The following is a 22,931-nucleotide window of genomic DNA, read 5'->3' as shown; positions in this document are numbered from 1 at the left end:
TGCCAAATACGGGTTACCGGAAACAACGCGACGCCGCGTCGATTCGGATGTGGTGTCCGCTGTACACCCCAGTTGGAATGAGCTGCACCTCTTTCTTTGCCAAGGCCAGCACCCGGGGGAAATCAACCCCTGTATCATATCCCATTTCGTTCAGCATATAGACCATGTCTTCGGTTGCCAAATTCCCCGAAGCTCCCGGGGCGAACGGACAACCGCCCAACCCACCGAGCGTAGACTGGATTTTGGTAACACCGGCTTCGATTGCTGCCAGCGAGCAGGCTGCTCCCATATTACGTGTATCATGGATATGCACCTGCAGCTCCAGCTGCGGATAGGCCTGCTGTACGGCCCGCAGTATATCCCGCACCTGTCCGGGATTGGCGATTCCGATCGTATCGCACAGGCAGACTTCACGGATACCCAGATCTACATAGTCCTTTAAGAATTCCACGACCCGGGAGGCCGGGAATTTTCCTTCAAACGGACAACCGAACGTAGTCGCCAAATCGACGATGACATCGAGTTGTGGATAGGTTTCCCGGATTTCCTTCAGCGCCTGATAGGACTGTTCATGGGTCCGGTTAATATTGGCTTTATTATGGCTGGCACTCAAGGATACCACATATGCCACGCGGGTCATACCGACGGCGGCAGCCGTTTCGGCACCGCGCAGGTTCGGTATAAGCGCCATGAAGTCCACGTCCGGATACTGTCGCAGGCAGGATGCCACGATTTCCCTGGCATCCTTCAATTGCGGGATCGCCTTAGGCGATACGAAGGAGGTGACTTCTATATGCCGGATTCCGGCTTGGACCAGGCCGTCGATAATCGCCATTTTTGTTTCGGCCGGAATATATTCCTTGATGTTCTGGAAGCCGTCCCGCGGACCGACTTCATACATATCTATTGTTTTCATTGCTGTGCCTCTCTTTATATGATCTTCTTTTCTTTCAGCGCTTCTATGCCGGCAGCATCCAATCCCAGGAGCCGACCGTATATTTCTTCATTGTCTTGGCCCAGAGTAGGAGCCGGCGTCGACAGGTCGACGGGGGTACCGGACATCTTAAGCGGCGAGCCCGTGATCTTTATATCGCCGGCCTTGGGGTGATGCTGGGTAATGAACATCTGCCGGTCTTCGGCAATATGCGGATCCCGGACTACCTGTTCAATGTTGTTGATCGGTGCCGCCGGTACGCCGGCATCCAGCAAAGTCTTTACGACATCGGCTACCGTACGCTGCTTCGTCCATTCTTCGACGATTACTTTCAGTTCTTCATGGTGTTCGACCCGTTCCGGGGTATCTTTATAGATAGCCAGCTTTTCGATATCTTCATGGCCCGTCGCTTGGCAAAACAGCCCCCACAGCTTATTGTTGCCGACCCCGATAACGCAGCTGCCATCGCTGCAGAGGAAGGAATCATAGGGATAGGTCGATTCGTACCGGTTCCCGATCATTTTCGGAATACGGCCTTCTGTCAAATAGATCATGCTGATATTGGCCATCGTTGCCACCGCCGCATCAATCAGGGCGATGTCGACCTTTTGTCCCTGGCCGGTTACACTGCGTCCCTGAATAGCCCCCAGAATGCCGATGGTCAGCCACAATCCGCCCAGCACATCGCCCAAGGGGGTCCCGGTCCGCGTCGGACCCGTCTGCGGCCAGCCGGTAGTGCTCATGATGCCGCTCATGGCCTGTGCAATGATATCATATCCCGGACGCCGGCTGTACCGGCCGACATGGCCGAAACCGGATACGCTGCCATATATAATGCGGGGGTTCGTCTGTTTCAACACCTCATATCCCAGCCCTAATTTTTCCATGGTGCCGGGCCGGTAATTTTCCATGACGATATCCGCTTTTTTTACCATTTCCAGAAAAATTTGTTTGCCTTCCGGCGCTTTAAGGTTTAAGGTAACCCCTTTTTTATTGCGGTTATTGGTAATATAATAGACACTTTCCTCATTCTGAAATGGTCCCATATGTCGGGCATCATCCCCCTTGACGGGTTGTTCGATCTTAATCACATGGGCCCCCATATCCGCCAAAATCTGGCCGCTGAACGGTCCGGCCAGTACTCTTGTCAAATCCAATACTATAATACCCTCTAAACTACCTTTGCTCATTCTTTCACCTTCCCCTTTCTACAATACCTAATCTTTGCATCTGGGTACCTGTCCCGGATGCGTTATCCTTGAAACTTAGGATATTATATTTCAAGACGGGAGATTAGGCAAATTATATAGTATTTTTACATGGTTTACTTTTGTATTTATTTGTCTATTATTGTATTTTATATAAAGTTTATGTACTATTGATTATTATTAGAATAAGCTGTAATTTTTCATTTAAAAATATAAATTTTCAATAAACATGTCGTATATTGTGTATTTGTGTATTCATATATTTGTATAATTTAGTACACTTTATCTTTTTTACAAAAATATTTTTAAGAATAAAATACTTTCTAAAAAAACAAATGAAAGTCGTTTTATATACTAAAAAAACATAAATAAAAAGCTGTTTTTTTATCAATTACCTAAAAAAACAGCTTGAAGAAATATTGTATATGAACAAAAATAATGACTGCACTTTCTCTATTTATGCGTAATTTTTAACATTTTCTCCGCCGATATCGATTTTATATTGTTTTCCTTGTCTGTAACTGTTTGTTGTACAGGAGTTATCGGTTCCGATTGTACGGTATTTAATTCATATACTAATCGGTCTGTAAGTATTCCATGTAAACGAAATAATATATCCGCATCAGATCCACGAAAATACAACACATTGTTTTTCACAATTCCCTTAACTTGTCCATATGAACTAATTAAAATACCTTTTTCGGCATCCCAAATTAAATCAGATTTCACGGCGGTTGCTACTGCTACCGCCGGCAAATACACACTACCATCTTTACCAATTGCTTTTAAGTTTATACGCTTGCCATTTATTACTAACGTATATGCCTTAGCAATAAATGTAGGCTGTCCATCAGAGTCATTTATTTTTTCAGATATATGTTCATTACTTTCAAAATTGTCAACGCCATAACCGGCTAAAGCTTTTCTGACAGTATATATATCCAACGGTTGTCTTTTATATCCATCAGGATAAATATAATAAGAAATAGTATGATCCACATTACGATCAATTACAATCCGATCATAATAAATTTCAACCGGAGTACCCAGTGAAACTATATCATATAAATTTTCCACATCTTTTTCATACATTCGTATACATCCATTAGAAACATAACCACCAATGGAATCTGGATTATTCGTTCCATGAATACCATAATTTCCAAAAAGTCCAATCCATCGATATCCTAATGGATTTTCTTCTCCTGATTCAATCCGAAAATTTGTATTATCTGGATCAACCCATTCTGGATTCATTTCTTTATCTGTAACTTTATAATATCCAATCGGTGTGGGAGTTGAAATCTTTCCAACTCCCACAGGATACATGAGCACTTTGACATTTCCTTCATATACTGTTAATAATCGGCTTGCTAAGTTAAGTGTAACTTTTTTTCCTCGAAATTGCGAATCCGGCAACAGTATGGATGATACTGAGTTCTCATTCACTATTATAGTTGATTGATTTTTTTCTTCTGTTTGAGGTACCTGCATCATATTAGCTGCAAATATCAGTCCAGTCATCCATATAGTTGAAAAAATGCTTATACCCACTATTTTTAACATAAAATATCCTCATTTCTGTTTATATTTATCAACATTTATACATACAAGTGCTAAAAAATATTATATCATACGTATATTCCTTTTATCTATAATGTGTTGAATTTTCCATTTTCTCTTCTATTATCAATTAATTAGCGCTATACTGTAATAAAGTAAAATTGCCGTAAAAAATAAGAATAAAGGAATTTTTACATATGAAAAATCATAAAAAACTTTCCGAAAATGTAGTTGAAAATATTCTTGCCATGATTACCGTTAATAAACGTTTTACCATAGGTGATCAATTGCCCAATGAATTAGAGTTAGCTCGGGAATTAAATGTAAGCCGTACAACACTGCGAGAAGCTATTCGTATTCTTATTGCGTATGGTGTTCTCGAAGTGCGCCGCGGATGCGGAACCTTTGTCACAAGTGATGCCGCGGACTTAAAACGTAATCTAGAACCGCTTACAGGAATAAACGGAAATAGTGCGGATTTATTCGAAATGCGCCTTATTATTGAACCTGAAGCGGCATACTGGACGGCATTACGAGGCACAGCCGCTGAAATCAAACGGATCGAAGAATTACAAAATATTATTGAAAAAAACCAGAAAAGGCATCATATCCATTTCAAAGATGAATATTTATTCCATCAAACAATTGCACAGGCTTCCCACAATGAATATATGAAGGAAATTATTCCAATTCTTTATCAAGGAGTTTTAAAAGGGTTCAATCTTTTATTTAAGGATAGAAATGTTATTCCCAAAAATAATCAATACCATCGTTTAATCATTGAATTTTTAAAACTCCGTAATGCCGAAGGAGCTCGAAACGCAATGAAATTACATATGCTTCATACAATTGAATGGTATAATCAAAAAAAATAATTTTATAGAATAAAATACTTTAATATTTTTATATAGTTGTATGATGTCTCATTGACAATGAATGACTATCGTTTTATAATAAGGCTGTCAGATGGCATATCTATTCCATTTACAATTGTCAAAAAACCATCACAACAAAAAGCAAACGAATTTAAAATTCGTTTGCTTTTTGTTGTGCTAAATATTTTCATAGTATCTCAATGATCAGTATATGATGGAACTTCATTTTGTTTTACTCGTTCCTCTATTCCAGTAAGACCATGACGAGTTTTCATCTTAAGAAAAATCATAATTAACAAGGCTAACACAAAACACCCCGAAAAAAATTGAAGTGTAACCGCATAACTATTAGTTGTTTCCTTAATAAATGATAAAAGCAACGGACCAGCAACTCCCGCAGCTCCCCAAGCGGTAAGAATACGTCCATGAATTGCACTTAGCTCTTTAGTTCCAAAAAGATCACTGAGATATGCCGGCATACAAGAAAATCCACCACCATAACAAGTAATAATAAGAAGTACTACTAATTGAAAACTAAACGAACTTGTAATAGATGCCAGTTTAAAAAACGCTACTACTTCAATAGCAAAAAATAATATATACGTATTAGAGCGACCAATATAATCAGAAACTGTAGCCCATGCAATACGCCCAGCCCCATTCATAAATCCAATAATGCCAACCATAGATGCGGCCATTATAGGAGACATCTGAACAACTTCCTGTGCCATAGGAGAGGCCACTGCCAAAAGTGCAATCCCGCAAGTAATATTTGTAAAAAATAACCACCAAATCGTATATAGCTGCCATTTTTTCATAGCTTGCTTTACTGTAAACTGCGGCATTGCACCCGCATATTGAACTGCATTTGTTTCACTGGCTTCTTTGAGTATCATATCTGTTGCCGGAACTTCACCTAACTTAGGCGGGGTCAAATACAACGACGAAGCAGTCATAATAGTCATGTATACAATACCAAGAATAATAAAATTTGTAACAAGACCAAAATGTTGCACTAAAATTTGCATTGCGGGTCCAGCAATCATACTGGCAAACCCAAATCCCATAATTGCAAGTCCTGTAGCAAATCCTCGATTATCAGGAAACCATTTTACCAGTGTCGATACCGGTGTGATATATCCGGTGCCAAGACCAATCCCGCCAATAATACCATAAAAAAGATACATAAGAAATAAATTGTGAAAATACAAAGCAACGGCAGTGCCAAACATACCGGTACAAAAGAAACCCATTGACATAAGCCCTGACTTTTTAGGACCTATTTTTTGCACAAAACTTCCTAAAAATCCCGCCGATAACCCTAAAAATAAAATAGCCAAAGAAAATGTCCACGTTGTTTCTCTTAATGTAAAACCCATCGTTTCCATAATGGGTTTCGTTAATACACTCCACGCATATACACTGCCAATGCAAATATGAATACCCATAGCAGATAAAGCAATAAACCAGCGATTTTTTTTCATATGTATATCTCTCCCTATAACTATAAAGGCGAGCCGACACGAAAAAAACCGGCCGACTGGCCAAAGCATATTTATACTTTGCCCAGACGGTCGGCGCTTCTACACACAATACAGTCCACGTGGTTTTTCCACTTAATTCCGTCAGTTCTGTACTGATATATTCTAATGTAGTTAGATTATATCACAATGTAAATTTATGTCAATTAGTTATCCTCACATTTTTACACAAATAACATAACTCATCGTTGCCATCGTATAAGATATTCATGAAGATATATTTTATATTATAATGGATTGTTTACTGCAATTTTTGGCTTACGCGGATACTTTTTCGGACTCGTCCGATCCTTCTTTATATATAATACCGCTCGTTTATCTTCCATCCCAATCAGATGCACCGGCCGAATTTCAATAACAGTTCCGCCTAAAATTGAAATGGCAGACGAGGCTTCTGTAAGTTCTTCTTCATATTGTGCCCCTTTTAATGCTGCAAATACTCCACCTATTCGAACATAAGGCAATGCCCATTCCACCAATATATTCAGTCGGGCAACCGCACGGCTGGTAACAACATCGAAGTGTTCCCTGTATTCCGACCGATGTGCCTCATCTTCTGCACGCCCATGAATAAAAGCAGCATTAGAAATACCAATCTTCGAAACAACTGTTTTAAGAAAAATCAATCTTTTTTGTAAAGAATCAAAAAAAGTAACATGCAAATCCGGCCGTAAAATAGCCAGCGGAATACCGGGAAACCCAGCACCCGTTCCCAAGTCCAAAACAGACGCTCCTTTAGGAAAATACGTCTTATCATAGCAAGATAAACTATCCGCCATATGTTTAACTGCAATTTCTTGCGGCTTAGTGATTGCAGTTAAATTCATAACTTTATTTGTTTCTATTAATAATGCAGTAAATACACAAATTTGTTCATATTGTCGATCCGTTAATAAAATATTAAATGGATCGAGTACCGCTTTAAGGTCACGGTCAAACATACTATTTTCCCTCCCGTTGCCATTGTTCCAACACAATAAGAAGTGCTGTAATATCTGCTGGTGATACACCTGAAATACGGCTAGCTTGTCCCAAAGAATGTGGCCGGATTTGATCGAGTTTTTGCCGAGCTTCTCCTGACAACGTACCGATATCAGCGTATATTATATCTTTCGGCATAAGCTTGCGTTCTAATCTATTCATCTTTTCTACCTGTTCTTGCTGTCTTTGAATATAACCCTCATATTTTATCATAATTTCTATCTCTTCACGTACATCATCATCCAATTTTTCTAAAGAAAATTGAGTCCTCAGCATTTCATAATCTAAATCTGTTCGGCGTAATAAATCATAGGCCCGAAGTCCCGTACGAATAGGAGCTGTCCCTATATTTTTTAATTTTTTTTGATTTTCTTCCGTAGGCGTGATTGAAATAGCTTTCAATTTTTCAATCGCATTTTCTATATCATTTTTTTTCTTTAAAAACACCGTATACCGTTCTTGTGTCACTAACCCCAACTGATATCCTTTTTCTGTTAAACGCAGATCCGCATTATCCTGTCTTAGTATCAATCTATATTCTGACCGACTCGTCATAATACGATACGGTTCGTTGGTTCCTTTTGTAACTAAATCATCAATAAGTACTCCAATATAAGCTTCCGCACGAGTTAAGATAAATGGTTCTTTTTTTTGCACCTTGCGAGCCGCATTAATTCCGGCAATCAATCCCTGCGCTGCCGCTTCTTCATATCCACTTGTCCCATTAGATTGTCCTGCAGAAAATAATCCGCTGATTTTTTTTGTTTCCAAAGATAATGTTAGTTGTGTAGGATCAAGACAATCATATTCAATAGCATATCCTGGTCGCATAATTTTAACATCTTCCAGACCTGGAATAGTTCTTAAAAAATGATATTGTACATCCGTAGGAAGACTTGTACTCATTCCCTGCACATACATTTCTTCCGTCATTTCTCCTTCTGGTTCAATAAACAGCTGATGCCTCTTTTTATCGGCAAAACGGACAATTTTCGATTCAATAGAAGGACAATATCGCGGTCCAATTCCTTGAATAAGGCCATTACACATAGGAGCTCTATCAAGATTATTTCTTATAATACGATGCGTTTCCTCATTTGTAAACGTCAGCCAGCAAGATTGCTTATTGCATTCCGCGCGCTGAGAAAGAAATGAAAACGCATGACCTTTTACATCGCCTTTCTGTTCACTCATTTCACTAAAACGCAATGTACGCCGATCAACACGTGCCGGCGTTCCTGTTTTAAAACGCATTAATTGAATTCCATTTTTAAGCAAAGATCCCGATAAATCTTCCGCTGAACGCTGTCCTATAGGACCACCCGAATAGGCATAATTTCCAATGATAATTTTCCCTTTAAGATAAGTTCCAGTTGCTAAAATAACACACTGTGCCTGATATATCTCACCTAATTCTGTTTCTATACCCTTAATTCTACCACTTTCCACAAGCAGCTTAGTTACCATGATCTGCTTAACATCAAGATTTGTTTGATTTTCCAGCGTTTTTGTCATTGTCGATTGATATAACTTTTTATCAGATTGCGCCCGCAATGAATACACTGCCGGACCTTTTCCGGTATTAAGCATACGCATTTGTAAACAAGTTTTATCTGTATTGATTGCCATTTCACCGCCCAACGCATCTATTTCTCTGACAAGGTGACTCTTACCCGGTCCGCCGACAGCCGGGTTACAAGGCATAAGCGCAATATTATCTAAATTCAATGTTGCCATTAATGTTTTTACCCCCAGCCGCGCACTAGCAAGTGCGGCCTCACAGCCAGCATGACCCGCGCCAACAATAATGACATCATATGTATCTACAACAAACATAAACTTTCCATCCCCTTTTATTTTCCTAAACAAAATCTACTGAATATTTCCGATACAATATCATCATGTATTGTATCTCCCGTAATAGATCCGAGCAATTCCCAGGCTTCACGAATATCAACAATTGCACAATCAACGGGCATGTTGTTTTGTATGGTATCCAAAGCACGATTTATTGCCTCCCCGCTGCGCCGTACAAGATCAATATGTCTGGTATTAGTTAATAATGCACTTTTGCCTTCTATAATGCCTTTATCCAGCACTAAATCTATTATTTTATTCTGCAAGTCCTGTATTCCTGATCCATTGATAGCCGATACGGTGATCATCGGATGCCCATATTCGGATAATATTTTTTTATTCACATGGACAGGTAAATCTTCTTTGTTCATTACAATAATTGCATTTTGATAACGAGACGCTTCCAATATACCCACATCATCAGCCGTAAGTGGGCGAGATCCATCTACCATAACAATGACCATATCTGCTGTATTTAGATATTTTTTCGCCCTGCTGACGCCAATTTGTTCTACTGTATCGGCCGTCTCACGGATTCCTGCCGTATCAATCAAGCAAATCGGTACCCCTTTTAGGGTAATCCATACTTCAATACTATCACGAGTTGTCCCCGGAATTTCGGTAACAATAGCTCGATCTTCCTGAACTAATTGATTAAGCAAACTCGATTTTCCAGCATTAGGAGTCCCCGTAATAGCTATCATGACTCCGTCTCTGATCATTTTTCCACTACGTGACTCTTCAAGTAATATTTGCAATTTTTTCTGAATATTCTGTAAAGCCTCTACAATATCAGGTACTGTAATATCTTCCAAGTCTTCTTCCGGATAATCTACCATAACTTCAAGCCGTGTAATAAGTTCTGTTAAATGAATACGCATTTTCTTTACTAATTCAGATAATTTCCCCTCTAATTGGTTTACCGCATTTGTAAGGCCCGCTTTGCTTTTTGCTTGGATAATATCCATAACTGCTTCGGCCTGTGCAAGATCAATTCTTCCATTGATAAACGCTCTTTCTGTAAATTCACCAGGATTAGCTAATCGAGCCCCCTGACGTAGTATTAGTGCCAATATTTCTTCTAATGACTGGTATCCGCCATGACATTGAATTTCCATAACATCTTCCGCAGTATACGATTTCGGCCCTTTCATCAATAATACCAATACTTCATCAATACTATGTCCCTTTTCATCAATAATATGCCCATATTGTATTGAATGATCCCGGCGTTTTGCTAACGGAAAATTTGATTTACTCCGAAAAATTTTATCACCAACAGCATACGCATCCCGGCCGCTGATACGTATAATGCCAATACCGCTTTCACCGATAGGAGTGGCAATTGCTGCAATTGTATCCACTGTATCGTACATAATTTTAATTCCTCCATATGTCTAAAAAACCCGGCGCCTGCGCACCGGGTTTATTAAACCATCAATTATAATAAATCACGACATGACGATAAGGATCCTGCCCTTCGCTTTCAGTCCGGACATGCTCTTTATTTTGTAAAGCCATATGAATAATTTTTCTTTCATATCCATTCATAGGCTCTAACATAACCTTATCTCCTTCATGTTTTACCCGGCTTGCCAGCCGAACTGCCAATTGTTCTAACGTTTCTTTACGACGCTGACGATAATTTTCAACATCAAGCATAAGGAAATACCGGTTATCTTGTCCTTGATTCGTTGTAAGATTTGTCAAATATTGAAGTGCATCTAACGTTTGTCCATGCTTACCAATCAGTATTCCTAAGTTATTTCCGTGAAGATGAAGGATCACTTTATCACTTTTAATCATTTTTTCAATAAAAACTTCACCTATATCCATTTTTTTCAGGACATCCTGTAAAAACGCTTTTGCTTTTTCAGCTGCTTCTTCTGCGGTAAAACCAGCAGTAGTGACCTCTGCTTCTTTTGAAATAATCTTTTCTTTTACCTGCGTTTTTTCTTCAGCTGGTATTGTAACAGATTCTTGTTCTTCTATGACGGTCAATCGAACCACCGCCATTTTACTTCCAATACCAAGGAATCCATGAGATGGTTCTGTAACAACTTCAATCATCACTTCATCTTCCTTTTTTCCAAGCTGAAAAAGGCCCTTTTGAACCGCATCTTTTATCGTTTTGCCGGTAGATTCTATACTACTCATGCTTTCTCTCCTTTTTTATTACCATGGAACATTACCCATTGCTGTGCCCACTGGAAAACATTAGAAATAATCCAGTAAATAATAAGTCCACTGGGAAAACTCAAGCTGATCCAGCCGATAAACAAAGGCATTGCGACCTGCATAATTTTTTGCTGTTTTGCTTGTGCTTCCGATGTTGCAACAGTCGTACCCGTCATCTGTTTTTGAATTGCAAACGTTGAAACGGCTGATAAAAAAGGCAGAATATACATAGGATCAGGACTTCCTAAACTGGGCAGCCATAAAAAACTTTTAAAAGCTTCTTCATACGGATATTCACGAAGTGCATAAAATATTGCCATCAAAAAAGGCATCTGAATAATAATAGGCAAACATCCTGATAATGGATTGATCCCCATTTCTTTATACAGTTTTCCCATTTCTTCCTGAAGTTTCTTCTGATTCCCTTTATATTTCTGTTGTAATACTTTAATTTTAGGCTGTAATTCCTGCATTCCTTGCATACCATTAATCTGTTTTGCCGTAAGTGGAGCTAAAATCAGCTTAATAATAAGAGTAAGCACGATAATTGCGATACCGTAACTAGGATAGCCTATTACATTTGTAAAATTGTAGCAATATGTTAAAAAGACTTGCATAATGCCGCTTAACACATCCATGATACCACTAAAAAAACTCAATAATCTCAACTCCCGTTCGAATAAAAACAATATTTACCTACCAGACAGCCTTCATTTCATCTACCTGATAATTACGGCAGAGGATCATAACCGCCTTTATGGAAGGGATGGCATTTTAAAATACGCCGGATTGCTAAATAACTCCCTTTCACTGCACCATACTTTTGCAACGCTTCAATCGCATATGCTGAGCATGTGGGATAAAACCGGCAACAAGGCGGTTTTAATGGGGATATGCAAATTTGATAAAAACGTATCATAGCAATGAAAATTTTTTTCATAATGAACGCTTCTTTTTTAATACTTTCGCCCGTCTAAATAATTGTAACATACTTTGTTCCGCTTCTTTATATCCAACATGTTTCAAAAAGCTGCGGCCAATCAAAACTAAATCAAATCCATTTTCAATTTCCTGCTGATGCAATCGATATACTTCCTTCATCAATCTGCGACAGCGATTACGTTCCACTGCACAGCCAATTTTCTTCCCTGTAACAAATCCAATTCGGGTCTGATAACTAGATGATCTTGGTAAAACATGAAGGACCATCAATTTATTTACATAAGATTTACTATTATGATAAACAAATTGGTATTCCCGATTTTTGCGTAACCGTCTATTTTTACTTAACTCATACATACAATTTTATCCTAATAATGCCAGAAAAACAGAAAAATCCCTTGGGAACTTTTCTGTTTATCTCGTAATAATTAAGCAGAAAGTCTTTTTCTGCCTTTCATGCGACGTCTTTTCAAAACCATGCGACCGCCCTTTGTTTTCATTCTTTCACGAAAACCATGTGTTCTTTTTTTCCACAATGTATTTGGTTGATATGTCTGTTTCAAGCTAGACACCTCCTTCATCAATAGCGATAATAATTGAAATTACACCATAACAGTGTAATTATAGACAAAAAGATAGTTACTGTCAATGATTTAAGTTCATTGTAACATAAAATTAATGCACCTTTCCATTGCAATTTTTGAATAAAACAATATGTATTATTTAAAATTATGAAATATACCGTATATAGTTTTTTTTAATTATCTTTTTCTTTTGATGATTTTATTTGTGGATAACTTTTCACTATTGACTGATTTCTCTAAAAAGTATAGCATAAACTGTACACAATTTAGAAAATTTGGTGTAAAATATGTATAGATATTAACGAGTTATCCACAAGTTATAAACAATTTGTGGATAACTCGTTAATACACTCGGCTACAAGTTTTACATACTATATCTCTATTATTATCCACTTTTATTACCCCGTATTATAAACATATACACAAAGATAGGAAGAAACTAACATGGATCCAATGGAAATGGCTACTTTATGGGAGTCAATTTTATCAGAATTAAAAAATTATATCCCGGAAAAATTATATGAAGCTTGGATAAAATCTTCGATTATTCCATATTCATATGAAAATGATATATTGACATTAGATACAATTAATCAATTTGTATGTGGTTTTGTTCAAAAAAAATATTCAACGATTCTAACAAATTCTGCTAGTCATGTTATCGGCCGCCCAACTAAAGTCATATTAATCAGCAGTGAAGCTTCTTTACCTAAAAAACCAATTGTACCGGAAGCAGAAACTATTCAAATTAAAGAAGGAGAAAATGAAACTGATACTGTTACTATCAGTCAAAAACAGCAAAATATCTTATCTGAACAAGAAGTACCTGATTTTCCTATCACCGAAGCTCAACCTTTATTTTCTCAGGAAACGCCTTCTTCAACATCAGAAGAAGCAATAGAAGAACTAAATAGTAATTATACCTTCAATTCTTTTATTGTTGGAAATAGCAACCGCATTGCTCATGCGGCCGCTTTATCTATTGCTGAAGCACCGGCAGTCAAATATAATCCGTTTTTTATTTATGGAGGCAGTGGGTTAGGTAAAACACATTTAATGCATGCTATCGGCCATCGTATACGAGAAAAATTTCCAAATCTTCGATTGCGATGTATCACTAGTGAAGATTTCGCAAATGAATTAATTTCTTCTATTCAAGATAAAAATCCAGAAAGTTTTCGTCAACAATATAGAAATATAGATGTTTTGCTCGTTGACGATATTCAATTTTTAGAAAATAAAGAACATACGCAAGAAGAATTTTTCCATACTTTTAATAAATTATATAAAGATCACAAACAAATGGTATTTACCAGTGACAGACCTCCTCAAGATATAAAAAAAATGGAAGATCGGTTGCGGTCTCGTTTTCAGGGAGGTATGGTGACTAGTATTGATCCTCCGGATTTAGAAACAAGAATGGCAATTCTTCGTAAAAAAGCTGAATTAGAACATGTAGAAATAAAAAAAGACGCTGTTGATTTTATTGCTTCTAATGTAAATGAAAATATCAGGGAATTAGAAGGGGCTTTCGTACGTGTACTTATGCAGGCTTCTGAAGAAAAATCACCTATTACGCTAGAATTGACACAACGAGCTTTAAAAGATCTTGTACAATCGAAAGAAGAAAAAAAATATATTACAATAGATGAAATACAACGTACTGTTTGTCAATTTTATAAAATAAAAATTGATGATCTTTTAGGAAAAAAGAAAACTAAAACAATTGCATTACCACGGCAAATTGCAATGTATCTTTGCCGTGAACTTACTACAAATACTTTTCCTCATATAGGAAAATCATTTGGTGGACGTGATCATACTACAGTAATGCATGCTTGTGACAAAGTTATAAAAATGACAGAAAAAAATGAACAATTTAAAAGCATGATTGATCAATTAAACACTATGATAAAGGGTGTTGATAAATAGAGGTATAAGATGTGTATATCTTGTGGATTTTGTAAATATGTTCGTATGTGAATAACTGAATTTAAGTTATCCACATATTATCAACACCGGTGGATAAGCTAAATATACCTATTCACAGAACATATACACATTTTCACAGTCCCTATGACTATTACTATGATTTTAGTACACAACAACTAAAAATAATCATCATAAAAAGGAGATTTCCTATGAAACTTAAATTTAAAAAAGAAGATCTTACAAAAGGTTTGCAAACAGTTCAAAAAGTAGCTCAAAACAAAAGCAACAATATTTCTTATGAAAATGGACTCCTTATCAAAGCACTTAAGGATGTTATTGAAATACAAGCAAACGACTACGACATGGGTATCAAAGTAATTGTTCCAGGTATTATTGAAGAACCTGGAGAAGTTTTTATATCCAATCCTTTTTTAATTGAATTAACCCGTCGACTTCCTAGTGATGAAATAGAGATGAAAAAACAGGACGCTGATACTAAATTAACCGTTATTGGGGGAAAATCAAAATTTGAATGTCTTACAATGAATCCTGATGATTTTAATGAAGTAACACTTATCGATAGTGGATATAGTAATTTTTCTACCGATAGCATTACATTAAAAAATTTAATAGATAATACATCTTATGCTTGTTCTACTGATGATGCCCGTCCTATTTTTATGGGAACTTTAATGGAAGTTAATAAATCTACCTTAACGATGGTTGCTACAGATACCCATAGACTAGCTTTAAAAAAAGTAATATTAGAACAAGCTATTGAACAGCCGATCAAAGCTATTATTCCCAGTCGTCTTTTAGCAGAAATATCTCGTCAAATGCCGACAGACATGCCTCAAGTTGTAGAAATAACAGCTATTCGTAATAATATTGCTTTTAAATTTGCCAATGTGTATATAAAAACTCGTTTAATCGAAGGAGAATTCCCAAATTATAGACGAGTTATTCCTTCTGAATTTAGCTGTAATGTGATTGTTGAAAGAAGTGAATTTACAGGTTCGGTAGAAAGAACTTCTATTATTGCAAAAGATTCTCAATATGATGTTATAAATTTTATATTTGAAGATAACCAAATTAAACTAACCAGCCAACATCCTGATTATGGCACGGTAGAAGACTATGTTGCTTGTAATATGGAAGGAGAACAACTTAATATATCTTTTAATGGAAAATTTATTTTAGATATTTTAAAACATTGTAAATCAGATGAAATTATATTAAAATCAAAAGCAAATAGTCCTATGCTTGTACAGGAAAAAGGCGAAGATTCGTATATTTATGTGGTAACACCGATGAGGACAAGATAATGGAAAAAAAAATCATTATAAAGACAAAAAAAATACAATTAGACCAATTTTTAAAATGGGCTGATGTTATACAAAGTGGTGGTCAGATTCGAGAATTGCTTGATGAAAAGAAAATTTATATTAATGGTATTCTTTGTCTTGAAAAGCGAAAGCAGCTTCATATAAATGATGTTGTAGAAATAAAAAAAATTGGTATTTTCCGTGTTTCCGGAGAATGAAAAATGATAATTCAGTCACTGCGTTTGCATCAATTTAGAAATTATATTGATGAAGAAATTAATTTTCCTCAATCTATTATTATTCTTTATGGAAAAAACGGACAAGGGAAGACAAATATATTGGAAGCACTGTATCTTGGAGGTATGGGAAAGTCTTATCGTGGGATAGTTGATAGCGATTTAATCCATTTTCAATGTAAGGATGCTAGTATTATTATTTCTTTTATGAGAAATAATGTAGAACAGCAGATAAAAATTATATTGTCAACAATGGATAAAAAAAAATTATGGGTTAATGAAACAAAAGTTACGCAGAGAGAATTAGTAGGCACTCTTAACGAAGTTCTTTTTTCTCCTGAGGATTTACAACTTGTTAAAGGGAGTCCGGCACTGAGAAGGCATTTTATGGATATGGAAATATCACAGGTCAATCCTTCTTATTATCATACTTTAATAAAATATAATAGGGCTGTTTCTCAACGTAATCTTTTGCTAAAATCAATGAAATCTGTAAATAAAAATATACTCGAAGGATGGGATACACAAATTTCCGAGTTTGCTGCTTTTATCGTGAAAAAACGTTTAGAAGCACTCCATAAAATTGGATTTTTGTCTGGAATTATTCATAGACGTTTAACTGAAAACCAGGAAAAATTAGATTTATCATATGACCAATCTTATTTTTTGATGTCGCAGGATACTATACAGGATAGAGTAAGTCCTGCATGGTATTATAAGTTGTTGAAAAAAAAATTAGATCAGGATATATATCATATGTCTACTTCAGTAGGACCTCATCGTGATGATTTATCCTTCTTTATTAATGGGTATAATATAAAAAAATATGGATCTCAAGGTCAGCAGCGAACGGCTGCTCTATCATTGAAACTTTCGGAATTGGAGTATATAAAATCGGAAGTAGGTGAGTATCCGATACTGCTTCTTGACGATGTAATGAGTGAATTAGATGAATTTCGTAAAAAATCATTATTAAATTTTGTTCGTAATCGTATTCAAACCGTGATTACCACAACAAATCCTGATATGTTTAGATCAATTGAAGGATGTTCCTTTATTTGTCTCGAAGGAGGAAGAGTTAAATCCTATGGATAAGCGTATTAGTAGATTGGATAAGGCGGGTATATCAATTCCCGATGTGTTGGAAAAAAATAAACTATTATTTCCCTACAAAATGTATCAGATAAAAACTCATTGGAAATATATTATGGGACCACAGATTGCTAAATATTCCTATATCAGGGAATTTAAAAAAAATACGGTAGTTATTGGTGTATTGAATTCTGTATGGATGAATCATTTATTCCTTTATAAAAAAAAGATAATTGATAATCTTAATAATTATGCAAAGGAAAAAATAGTTCAGGATATTATTTTTTTACGCAGTGGAAAAAAAAATGATCTTCCTGTATATGAAATGGAAGATGGTGTTCAAGAAAAAGTATTTCCTGAAATAAATATAAAAAATATTGTTTTATGTGATGATGTTGTAGAAAAAATAAATCAAGAAACAGAATATTTACCGGATAATTTAAAAGAAAAAATGAGAAAATTACGTTTTTCTCAAGAAAAAAGAAAGACAGCGTATCGTTCAGAAAAATTTATTACATGTCCTAAATGCGGACGTTGGATAAAAGAGGAAGAAAAGCTGTGTTTTTTATGTCGTTTAAAAGAAAAACAGGCAATAAAGAAAGATATATATGATATATTGATGCAAATTCCCTGGCTGTCTTATAAAGATTTGCAAGAACAAATTTCTTGCAGTGAGCTATTGTACAATGAAGTACGACGGGATTGTATTTATCGTCTTATTGATAAAATATGTACAGATAGTGATACTAAGGAAGATGATTTATTTTTAGCATTATTTATAGTAAGAAAAGAACCTTCGGAGTTGACAGAGAAATTTATAAAAAATTTAACGGAGAAATATAGGAGAAATAAGAATGTATCTTCATATCGGTGATAATCAAATGGTAGATATAAAAAAAATTTTAGCTATATTTAAAGTACACCCGAAGAAAACGGAAAAATCTAATCCGTTAGAACATTATTATAAAAAATTGATTATACTTGGCAGTGGAAATATAAAAGATGTTAGATGTTATATTGTGACGGAGGAGTATCTGTATGGTACACCTATTACATTAGAAACTATTATATGCAGGTATAAACAGCTATTCTCTTCATAAAACTATATTAAAATACAGTAAAATATAGTATAATTAATATAATTTCCAGTTAATGGATAGGAGGAATTAATTCATGTCGGAAGACAAAAAAATAGATTATGGTGCGGAACAAATTCAAGTGTTAGAAGGATTAGAAGCTGTACGCAAACGCCCTGGTATGTATATTGGAAGTACTTCTTCCCGGGGTCTTCATCATCTCGTTTATGAAGTTGTTGATAATAGTATAGACGAGGCGTTAGCTGGATACTGCAGTCATATTGAAGTAACAATCGAAGAAGATAATAGTATTACTGTTGTTGATAATGGACGTGGCATACCTGTTGCTATGCATAAAGTTGGAAAACCGGCAGTAGAAGTTGTGTTAACTGTACTTCATGCTGGAGGTAAATTTGGTGGTGAAGGATATCCTATTTCAGGAGGACTTCACGGGGTAGGTATTTCTGTTGTTAATGCTTTAAGTATTTTTACTAATGTAGAAGTAAAAAGGGATGGATATTTATGGAATATTAGTTTTACTAGAGGTATAACGGATTCTCCATTGAAAAAAATACGTTTATTGGAAAAAGATGAAGAAACAGGAACAAAAGTTATGTTTAAACCTGATCATGAAATTTTTCCGGAAACAGTATATGATTTTAATACATTAAAGACAAGACTTCGTGAATTAGCTTTTTTAAATAAAGGGTTGCATATTACATTAACAGATAAACGCGGAGAAGGACGGCAGGAAATATATTGTTATGAAGGCGGCCTTATTTCATTTGTTGAATTTCTAAATCATGAAAAACAGGCTATTAATCCTACTGTAATTAATATTGACGGCGAAAAAGATAAAGTTATTGTTGATGTTGCTATGCAATATAACGATGGATATAGTGAAAATATTCTTTCATTTGTTAATGATATTTTTACAGAAGAAGGTGGAACACATCTAAGTGGGTTCCGTTCAGGACTAACTCGTACTATTAATGATTATGGACGTACAAATGGTATTATTAAGGATAATGAAGAAAACTTGTCCGGCGACGATGTTCGTGAAGGCCTTACAGCTGTTATCAGCGTAAAAGTGAGAGAACCTCAATTTGAAGGACAAACAAAAACAAAATTGGGAAATAGTGAAGTTAAAGGGATTGTTGATACAATTCTTTCCGATGGATTAAAAGAGTATTTGGAGGAACATCCAAATGAAGCTAAGAGAATTATTGAAAAAACAATAGCAGCATCAAGAGCTCGTGAGGCTGCTCGTCGTGCCAGAGAATTAACACGACGAAAAAATGCTTTGGAAATCAGCAGTCTTCCGGGAAAACTTGCTGATTGTTCAGAAAAAAATTCAGATTTTACAGAAATTTATTTAGTAGAAGGTGATTCTGCAGGTGGTAGTGCTAAACAAGGAAGAGATCGTAAATTTCAAGCAATTCTACCACTACGCGGAAAAATTATTAATGTAGAAAAAGCGCGTTTGGATAAAATATTGGCAAATGAAGAAATTCGTTCTATGATTACAGCGTTTGGAACGGGTATTGGTGAAGAATTTGATCTTAGTAAAAGAAGATATGATAAAATTATTATCATGACAGATGCTGATGTTGATGGAGCACATATACGTACATTATTATTAACCTTTTTTTATCGTTTTATGAAACCGCTTATTATAGAGGGACATGTTTATATTGCTCAACCTCCTTTGTATCAGGTTAGAAAAGGTAAATCTGTATGGTATCTTTATAATGATGATGCGTTGCAAGCTAAATTAAATGAATTGGGAAATGATAATAGTATTGTTGTTCAAAGATATAAAGGGTTAGGTGAAATGAATCCAGAGCAATTATGGGAAACAACTATGGATCCAGAATATAGAACAATGTTGAAAGTTCATTTAGAAGATGCTGTGGAAGCTGATCATATTTTCTCCGTTCTTATGGGAGATAAAGTAGAACCACGTCGTAAGTTTATTCAAGATAATGCTAAAAAGGTGCGTAATCTTGACTTATAAAGTTTTTTTATTTGTGACAAAGACGTCAGCTTATAGTAGTGACGTCTTTTTGATTTAAAATTAAAAAGGAGGAGAATAGTATGCCAGAGCTTTCAAAAAAAATTTCATTGTTTACTGATTCTGTTATTAGACGGATGACAAGAATTTCCGAAGAATATCATGCTATTAACTTATCCCAGGGGTTTCCTGATTTTTCACCGCCGCAAGAAATTTTAGATCGATTATCTGAAGTAGCTCAAAAAGGACCACATCAGTATGGTCTCACCTGGGGTGCTGAAAATTTTCGTAGGGCTTTATCTGAATATCATTATTGTTTTACGAAACAAAGAATAGATCCAGAGAAGGAAATTGTAGTTACATGTGGAAGTACAGAAGCAATGATGGCTGCTGTTATGACTGTTACGAATCCAGGTGATAAGATTATTGTTTTTTCTCCTTTTTACGAAAATTATGGTGCTGATACAATTCTTTCAGGTGCGGATCCTATCTATGTTCCTTTACATCCTCCTTTATTTGATTTTAATTATGAAGAGCTAGAAGAAGCATTTAAAAAAAAGCCTAAGGCTCTCATTTTATGTAATCCATCTAATCCTTGCGGTAAAGTATTTACAAAAGAAGAATTAGAATATATTGCTTTTTTAGCAAAAAAATATGATACGTTTGTTATTACTGATGAGGTATATGAACATATTGTATATAAGCCTTACGTACATACTTATTTTTCAACACTTCCGGGAATGTATGAACGGACATTGACTTGTGGTTCTTTGTCAAAAACATACTCTATAACTGGATGGAGATTAGGATATATTATGGCACCTCCTGCTATTATTAATGGGGCTAAGCAAATTCATGATTTTCTTACTGTAGCGGCTGCAAGTCCATTACAGGAAGCTGCTATAGTAGGGTTAAAGTTTGGAAAGTCTTATTATGATGATTTATTATCTATGTACACGCATAAGCGTACTATTATGATGGATGGATTAGATACATTGGGTATTTCTCATACTAATCCACAAGGTGCATATTATATTCTTTTAGATATATCAGAATATGGTTTTGATAATGATTTGGAGTTTTGTGAACTTTTGGCTCGTGATGTTGGTGTAGGTGCAGTTCCTGGTTCTTCTTTTTTTAAGGAACCGGTATATAATTTAATTCGTCTTCATTTTGCTAAGAGTGATCAAACATTATATGAAGCTTTAAATCGATTAGAAAAAATGAAAAAAATTATTCAAAAAAGAAAATAGCTTTTTTAAATATAGAATGATAGAATATCTTGTATTTATTCTATAAAGATATTATTTTGAAATTTTTCTTTTATGAGGTGACTTATTTTGGATATACAAAAGAGAAGACCTATGTGGGTTGAAATAGATTTGGATGCTTTAGATAATAACATGAAGGAAATTCGACGTATTGTTAGTCCTAATACGTTAATTACAGCTGTAGTAAAGGCAGATGCATATGGTGCTGGTGCTGTAGTTGCATCAAAGGAATTATTGTCCAATGGGGCCGATCGACTAGCTGTATCTGTATTAGATGAAGCAGTGGAATTACGACAAGCGGGAATTACAGCTAAAATACTTATTTTGGGTTCTACAACCGGTAAAAGAGCAGAAGAATTAATTAATTTTGGGGTAGATGCCGCTGTATTTCATTATGAAGATGCTCTGGCTTTCTCAAAAGAAGCTGTGCGTCAGAATCGTCCTGTTAGTTTGCATATTGCTGTTGATAGCGGTATGGGACGTATTGGGTATAGACCTACAGAAGAAAGTATCAAAGAAATAAAAAAAATAAGCAAATTACCTAATGTTATTTTAGAAGGAATATTTACACATTTTGCAGTTGCTGATATTCAAAATAAAGCATATACAAGAGAACAATATAAAAAATTTAAATGGATATGCCAACGGTTGAAAGAGGAAGGGGTGTCTATTCATATTCATCATTGTTGTAATAGCGCAGCTATTCTTGATTTGCCAGAATTTCATGATGACATGGTACGAGCTGGAATTATTATGTATGGTTTAGCACCTTCTGATGAAGTAGATATTAAAAGATTTAATCTTAAAACAGTTATGTCATTAAAATGTTGTGTAGATCATATAAAAATTATTGATGCAGGGGAAAGTGTCAGTTATGGTCGAAAATTTATTGCTGAAAAGCCTACGCGCATAGCTTCTCTTCCGGTAGGGTATGCAGATGGCTATACCCGTATGCTTTCAAATAAGGCGGAAGTATTAGTTCATGGAAAAAGAGTTCCTCAGGTAGGTAATATATGTATGGATCAATGTATGATTGATGTCACAACTGTTCCTGATATAAAGATAGATGACGAAGTTGTTTTATTTGGCAAACAAGAGGGGACAGAACTTCCAGTTGAAGAACTTTCAAACATATTGGGAACTATTAATTATGAAATTATTTGCATGTTAGCCAGACGTGTGCCTCGTGTTTATACGAGAAATGGAAAAGTAGTAGCTAATCGAGAATATTTGCAGGATTAATCAAAAATTTTAACATTTTTAATATGCAAGTAATATAAAAAAAAGACAGCAGACTATTAAAAATAGATACTGTCCTTTCT

Annotated in this window: 22 protein-coding genes and 1 riboswitch; of the genes, 10 read left to right on the top strand and 12 right to left on the bottom strand. The window is 35.6% G+C overall.

Annotation, left to right across the window (positions count from 1 at the left end; all coding sequences use genetic code 11):
- Positions 1-13: 13 nt before the first annotated feature.
- From NXG62_RS09700 to NXG62_RS09690, 3 genes are all read right to left on the bottom strand, one after another.
- On the bottom strand, positions 14-916 hold the full coding sequence (locus NXG62_RS09700) for a hydroxymethylglutaryl-CoA lyase (RefSeq protein WP_427112214.1): 903 nt from the start codon (positions 914-916) through the stop codon (positions 14-16).
- 14 nt (positions 917-930) lie between these two features.
- Positions 931-2,124 (bottom strand): CaiB/BaiF CoA transferase family protein, encoded by a 1,194-nt coding sequence (locus NXG62_RS09695; protein WP_427112213.1) that lies wholly within the window; start codon positions 2,122-2,124, stop codon positions 931-933.
- 471 nt (positions 2,125-2,595) lie between these two features.
- Positions 2,596-3,708, bottom strand: a complete 1,113-nt coding sequence (locus tag NXG62_RS09690; RefSeq protein WP_427112212.1) for a L,D-transpeptidase — start codon at positions 3,706-3,708, stop codon at positions 2,596-2,598.
- Positions 3,709-3,902: 194 nt separating this feature from the next.
- Between NXG62_RS09690 and NXG62_RS09685 the strand changes: the two genes are divergently transcribed.
- Positions 3,903-4,580 carry a FadR/GntR family transcriptional regulator gene (locus tag NXG62_RS09685; RefSeq protein ID WP_427112211.1) on the top strand — a complete coding sequence of 226 codons (678 nt, stop codon included), beginning with the start codon at positions 3,903-3,905 and terminating at the stop codon, positions 4,578-4,580.
- A 197-nt stretch (positions 4,581-4,777) separates the two neighbouring features.
- Here the strand turns inward: NXG62_RS09685 and NXG62_RS09680 are convergent, their stop codons facing one another.
- From NXG62_RS09680 to rpmH, 9 genes are all read right to left on the bottom strand, one after another.
- Positions 4,778-6,064, bottom strand: a complete 1,287-nt coding sequence (locus NXG62_RS09680; protein WP_427112210.1) for an L-lactate MFS transporter — start codon at positions 6,062-6,064, stop codon at positions 4,778-4,780.
- Positions 6,065-6,137: 73 nt separating this feature from the next.
- Positions 6,138-6,223: riboswitch (ZMP/ZTP riboswitch) on the bottom strand.
- 125 nt (positions 6,224-6,348) lie between these two features.
- A complete protein-coding gene (gene rsmG / locus NXG62_RS09675) occupies positions 6,349-7,062 on the bottom strand; it encodes a 16S rRNA (guanine(527)-N(7))-methyltransferase RsmG (RefSeq protein WP_427112209.1) in 714 nt (237 codons plus the stop codon).
- A 1-nt stretch (position 7,063) separates the two neighbouring features.
- Positions 7,064-8,938: a tRNA uridine-5-carboxymethylaminomethyl(34) synthesis enzyme MnmG gene (gene mnmG, locus NXG62_RS09670; protein ID WP_427112208.1), complete on the bottom strand. Its 1,875-nt coding sequence runs from the start codon at positions 8,936-8,938 to the stop codon at positions 7,064-7,066.
- Between the two features lie 17 nt (positions 8,939-8,955).
- The gene (gene mnmE, locus NXG62_RS09665; RefSeq protein WP_427112207.1) at positions 8,956-10,335 is read right to left on the bottom strand and encodes a tRNA uridine-5-carboxymethylaminomethyl(34) synthesis GTPase MnmE; all 1,380 of its coding nucleotides are present in this window, start codon (positions 10,333-10,335) and stop codon (positions 8,956-8,958) included.
- Positions 10,336-10,396: 61 nt separating this feature from the next.
- Positions 10,397-11,116 (bottom strand): RNA-binding cell elongation regulator Jag/EloR, encoded by a 720-nt coding sequence (gene jag, locus NXG62_RS09660; protein WP_427112206.1) that lies wholly within the window; start codon positions 11,114-11,116, stop codon positions 10,397-10,399.
- A complete protein-coding gene (locus NXG62_RS09655) occupies positions 11,113-11,796 on the bottom strand; it encodes a YidC/Oxa1 family membrane protein insertase (RefSeq protein ID WP_427112205.1) in 684 nt (227 codons plus the stop codon). Before NXG62_RS09655 ends, jag begins: the two co-directional genes overlap by 4 nt.
- Before the next feature lie 71 nt (positions 11,797-11,867).
- Positions 11,868-12,077 (bottom strand): membrane protein insertion efficiency factor YidD, encoded by a 210-nt coding sequence (gene yidD, locus NXG62_RS09650; RefSeq protein ID WP_427112204.1) that lies wholly within the window; start codon positions 12,075-12,077, stop codon positions 11,868-11,870.
- Complete coding sequence (rnpA, locus tag NXG62_RS09645) at positions 12,074-12,436, bottom strand: ribonuclease P protein component (RefSeq protein WP_427112203.1); 363 nt, start codon at positions 12,434-12,436, stop codon at positions 12,074-12,076. The genes yidD and rnpA overlap by 4 nt, the downstream gene beginning before the upstream one ends.
- A 71-nt stretch (positions 12,437-12,507) precedes the next feature.
- Positions 12,508-12,642: a 50S ribosomal protein L34 gene (gene rpmH / locus NXG62_RS09640; RefSeq protein WP_427112202.1), complete on the bottom strand. Its 135-nt coding sequence runs from the start codon at positions 12,640-12,642 to the stop codon at positions 12,508-12,510.
- A 465-nt stretch (positions 12,643-13,107) separates the two neighbouring features.
- On the opposite strand from rpmH, the gene dnaA reads away from it, so the two are divergent.
- The 9 genes from dnaA (at position 13,108) to alr (ending at position 22,851) form a co-directional block, all read left to right on the top strand.
- Complete coding sequence (dnaA, locus tag NXG62_RS09635; RefSeq protein WP_427112201.1) at positions 13,108-14,595, top strand: chromosomal replication initiator protein DnaA; 1,488 nt, start codon at positions 13,108-13,110, stop codon at positions 14,593-14,595.
- Positions 14,596-14,804: 209 nt separating this feature from the next.
- Positions 14,805-15,920 carry a DNA polymerase III subunit beta gene (dnaN, locus tag NXG62_RS09630; RefSeq protein ID WP_427112200.1) on the top strand — a complete coding sequence of 372 codons (1,116 nt, stop codon included), beginning with the start codon at positions 14,805-14,807 and terminating at the stop codon, positions 15,918-15,920.
- The gene (locus NXG62_RS09625; protein ID WP_322351516.1) at positions 15,920-16,138 is read left to right on the top strand and encodes an RNA-binding S4 domain-containing protein; all 219 of its coding nucleotides are present in this window, start codon (positions 15,920-15,922) and stop codon (positions 16,136-16,138) included. Before dnaN ends, NXG62_RS09625 begins: the two co-directional genes overlap by 1 nt.
- Positions 16,139-16,141: 3 nt before the next feature.
- The gene (gene recF, locus NXG62_RS09620; protein WP_427112199.1) at positions 16,142-17,251 is read left to right on the top strand and encodes a DNA replication/repair protein RecF; all 1,110 of its coding nucleotides are present in this window, start codon (positions 16,142-16,144) and stop codon (positions 17,249-17,251) included.
- On the top strand, positions 17,244-18,122 hold the full coding sequence (locus NXG62_RS09615; RefSeq protein ID WP_427112198.1) for a DUF721 domain-containing protein: 879 nt from the start codon (positions 17,244-17,246) through the stop codon (positions 18,120-18,122). The genes recF and NXG62_RS09615 overlap by 8 nt, the downstream gene beginning before the upstream one ends.
- Positions 18,103-18,348, top strand: coding sequence for a hypothetical protein (locus NXG62_RS09610; RefSeq protein WP_322351515.1), 246 nt, complete (start codon positions 18,103-18,105; stop codon positions 18,346-18,348). Before NXG62_RS09615 ends, NXG62_RS09610 begins: the two co-directional genes overlap by 20 nt.
- A 73-nt stretch (positions 18,349-18,421) precedes the next feature.
- Positions 18,422-20,341: a DNA topoisomerase (ATP-hydrolyzing) subunit B gene (gene gyrB / locus NXG62_RS09605; RefSeq protein ID WP_427112197.1), complete on the top strand. Its 1,920-nt coding sequence runs from the start codon at positions 18,422-18,424 to the stop codon at positions 20,339-20,341.
- An 80-nt stretch (positions 20,342-20,421) separates the two neighbouring features.
- Positions 20,422-21,591, top strand: coding sequence for a pyridoxal phosphate-dependent aminotransferase (locus NXG62_RS09600; RefSeq protein WP_427112196.1), 1,170 nt, complete (start codon positions 20,422-20,424; stop codon positions 21,589-21,591).
- Positions 21,592-21,702: 111 nt separating this feature from the next.
- Complete coding sequence (gene alr, locus NXG62_RS09595) at positions 21,703-22,851, top strand: alanine racemase (protein ID WP_427112195.1); 1,149 nt, start codon at positions 21,703-21,705, stop codon at positions 22,849-22,851.
- Positions 22,852-22,931 lie beyond the last annotated feature (80 nt).

The organism is Megasphaera sueciensis (assembly GCF_050219315.1).
GTDB lineage: Bacteria > Bacillota > Negativicutes > Veillonellales > Megasphaeraceae > Megasphaera_A > Megasphaera_A sueciensis.
The sequence above is the reverse complement of the archived record's forward strand: the minus strand, read 5'-3'. Positions and strand labels throughout refer to the sequence as shown.

Bases quoted from the DNA above. Each gene is read 5' to 3' on its own strand.
- NXG62_RS09700 (WP_427112214.1), bottom strand. From the start codon at position 916: ATGAAAACAATAGATATGTATGAAGTCGGTCCGCGGGACGGCTTCCAG.
- yidD (WP_427112204.1), bottom strand. From the start codon at position 12,077: ATGAAAAAAATTTTCATTGCTATGATACGTTTTTATCAAATTTGCATA.
- NXG62_RS09690 (WP_427112212.1), bottom strand. From the start codon at position 3,708: ATGTTAAAAATAGTGGGTATAAGCATTTTTTCAACTATATGGATGACT.
- NXG62_RS09695 (WP_427112213.1), bottom strand. From the start codon at position 2,124: ATGAGCAAAGGTAGTTTAGAGGGTATTATAGTATTGGATTTGACAAGA.
- NXG62_RS09680 (WP_427112210.1), bottom strand. From the start codon at position 6,064: ATGAAAAAAAATCGCTGGTTTATTGCTTTATCTGCTATGGGTATTCAT.
- dnaA (WP_427112201.1), top strand. From the start codon at position 13,108: ATGGATCCAATGGAAATGGCTACTTTATGGGAGTCAATTTTATCAGAA.
- gyrB (WP_427112197.1), top strand. From the start codon at position 18,422: ATGTCGGAAGACAAAAAAATAGATTATGGTGCGGAACAAATTCAAGTG.
- recF (WP_427112199.1), top strand. From the start codon at position 16,142: ATGATAATTCAGTCACTGCGTTTGCATCAATTTAGAAATTATATTGAT.
- mnmE (WP_427112207.1), bottom strand. From the start codon at position 10,335: ATGTACGATACAGTGGATACAATTGCAGCAATTGCCACTCCTATCGGT.
- NXG62_RS09625 (WP_322351516.1), top strand. From the start codon at position 15,920: ATGGAAAAAAAAATCATTATAAAGACAAAAAAAATACAATTAGACCAA.
- alr (WP_427112195.1), top strand. From the start codon at position 21,703: ATGTGGGTTGAAATAGATTTGGATGCTTTAGATAATAACATGAAGGAA.
- NXG62_RS09685 (WP_427112211.1), top strand. From the start codon at position 3,903: ATGAAAAATCATAAAAAACTTTCCGAAAATGTAGTTGAAAATATTCTT.
- dnaN (WP_427112200.1), top strand. From the start codon at position 14,805: ATGAAACTTAAATTTAAAAAAGAAGATCTTACAAAAGGTTTGCAAACA.
- NXG62_RS09615 (WP_427112198.1), top strand. From the start codon at position 17,244: ATGGATAAGCGTATTAGTAGATTGGATAAGGCGGGTATATCAATTCCC.
- NXG62_RS09610 (WP_322351515.1), top strand. From the start codon at position 18,103: ATGTATCTTCATATCGGTGATAATCAAATGGTAGATATAAAAAAAATT.
- mnmG (WP_427112208.1), bottom strand. From the start codon at position 8,938: ATGTTTGTTGTAGATACATATGATGTCATTATTGTTGGCGCGGGTCAT.
- jag (WP_427112206.1), bottom strand. From the start codon at position 11,116: ATGAGTAGTATAGAATCTACCGGCAAAACGATAAAAGATGCGGTTCAA.
- rsmG (WP_427112209.1), bottom strand. From the start codon at position 7,062: ATGTTTGACCGTGACCTTAAAGCGGTACTCGATCCATTTAATATTTTA.
- NXG62_RS09600 (WP_427112196.1), top strand. From the start codon at position 20,422: ATGCCAGAGCTTTCAAAAAAAATTTCATTGTTTACTGATTCTGTTATT.
- rnpA (WP_427112203.1), bottom strand. From the start codon at position 12,436: ATGTATGAGTTAAGTAAAAATAGACGGTTACGCAAAAATCGGGAATAC.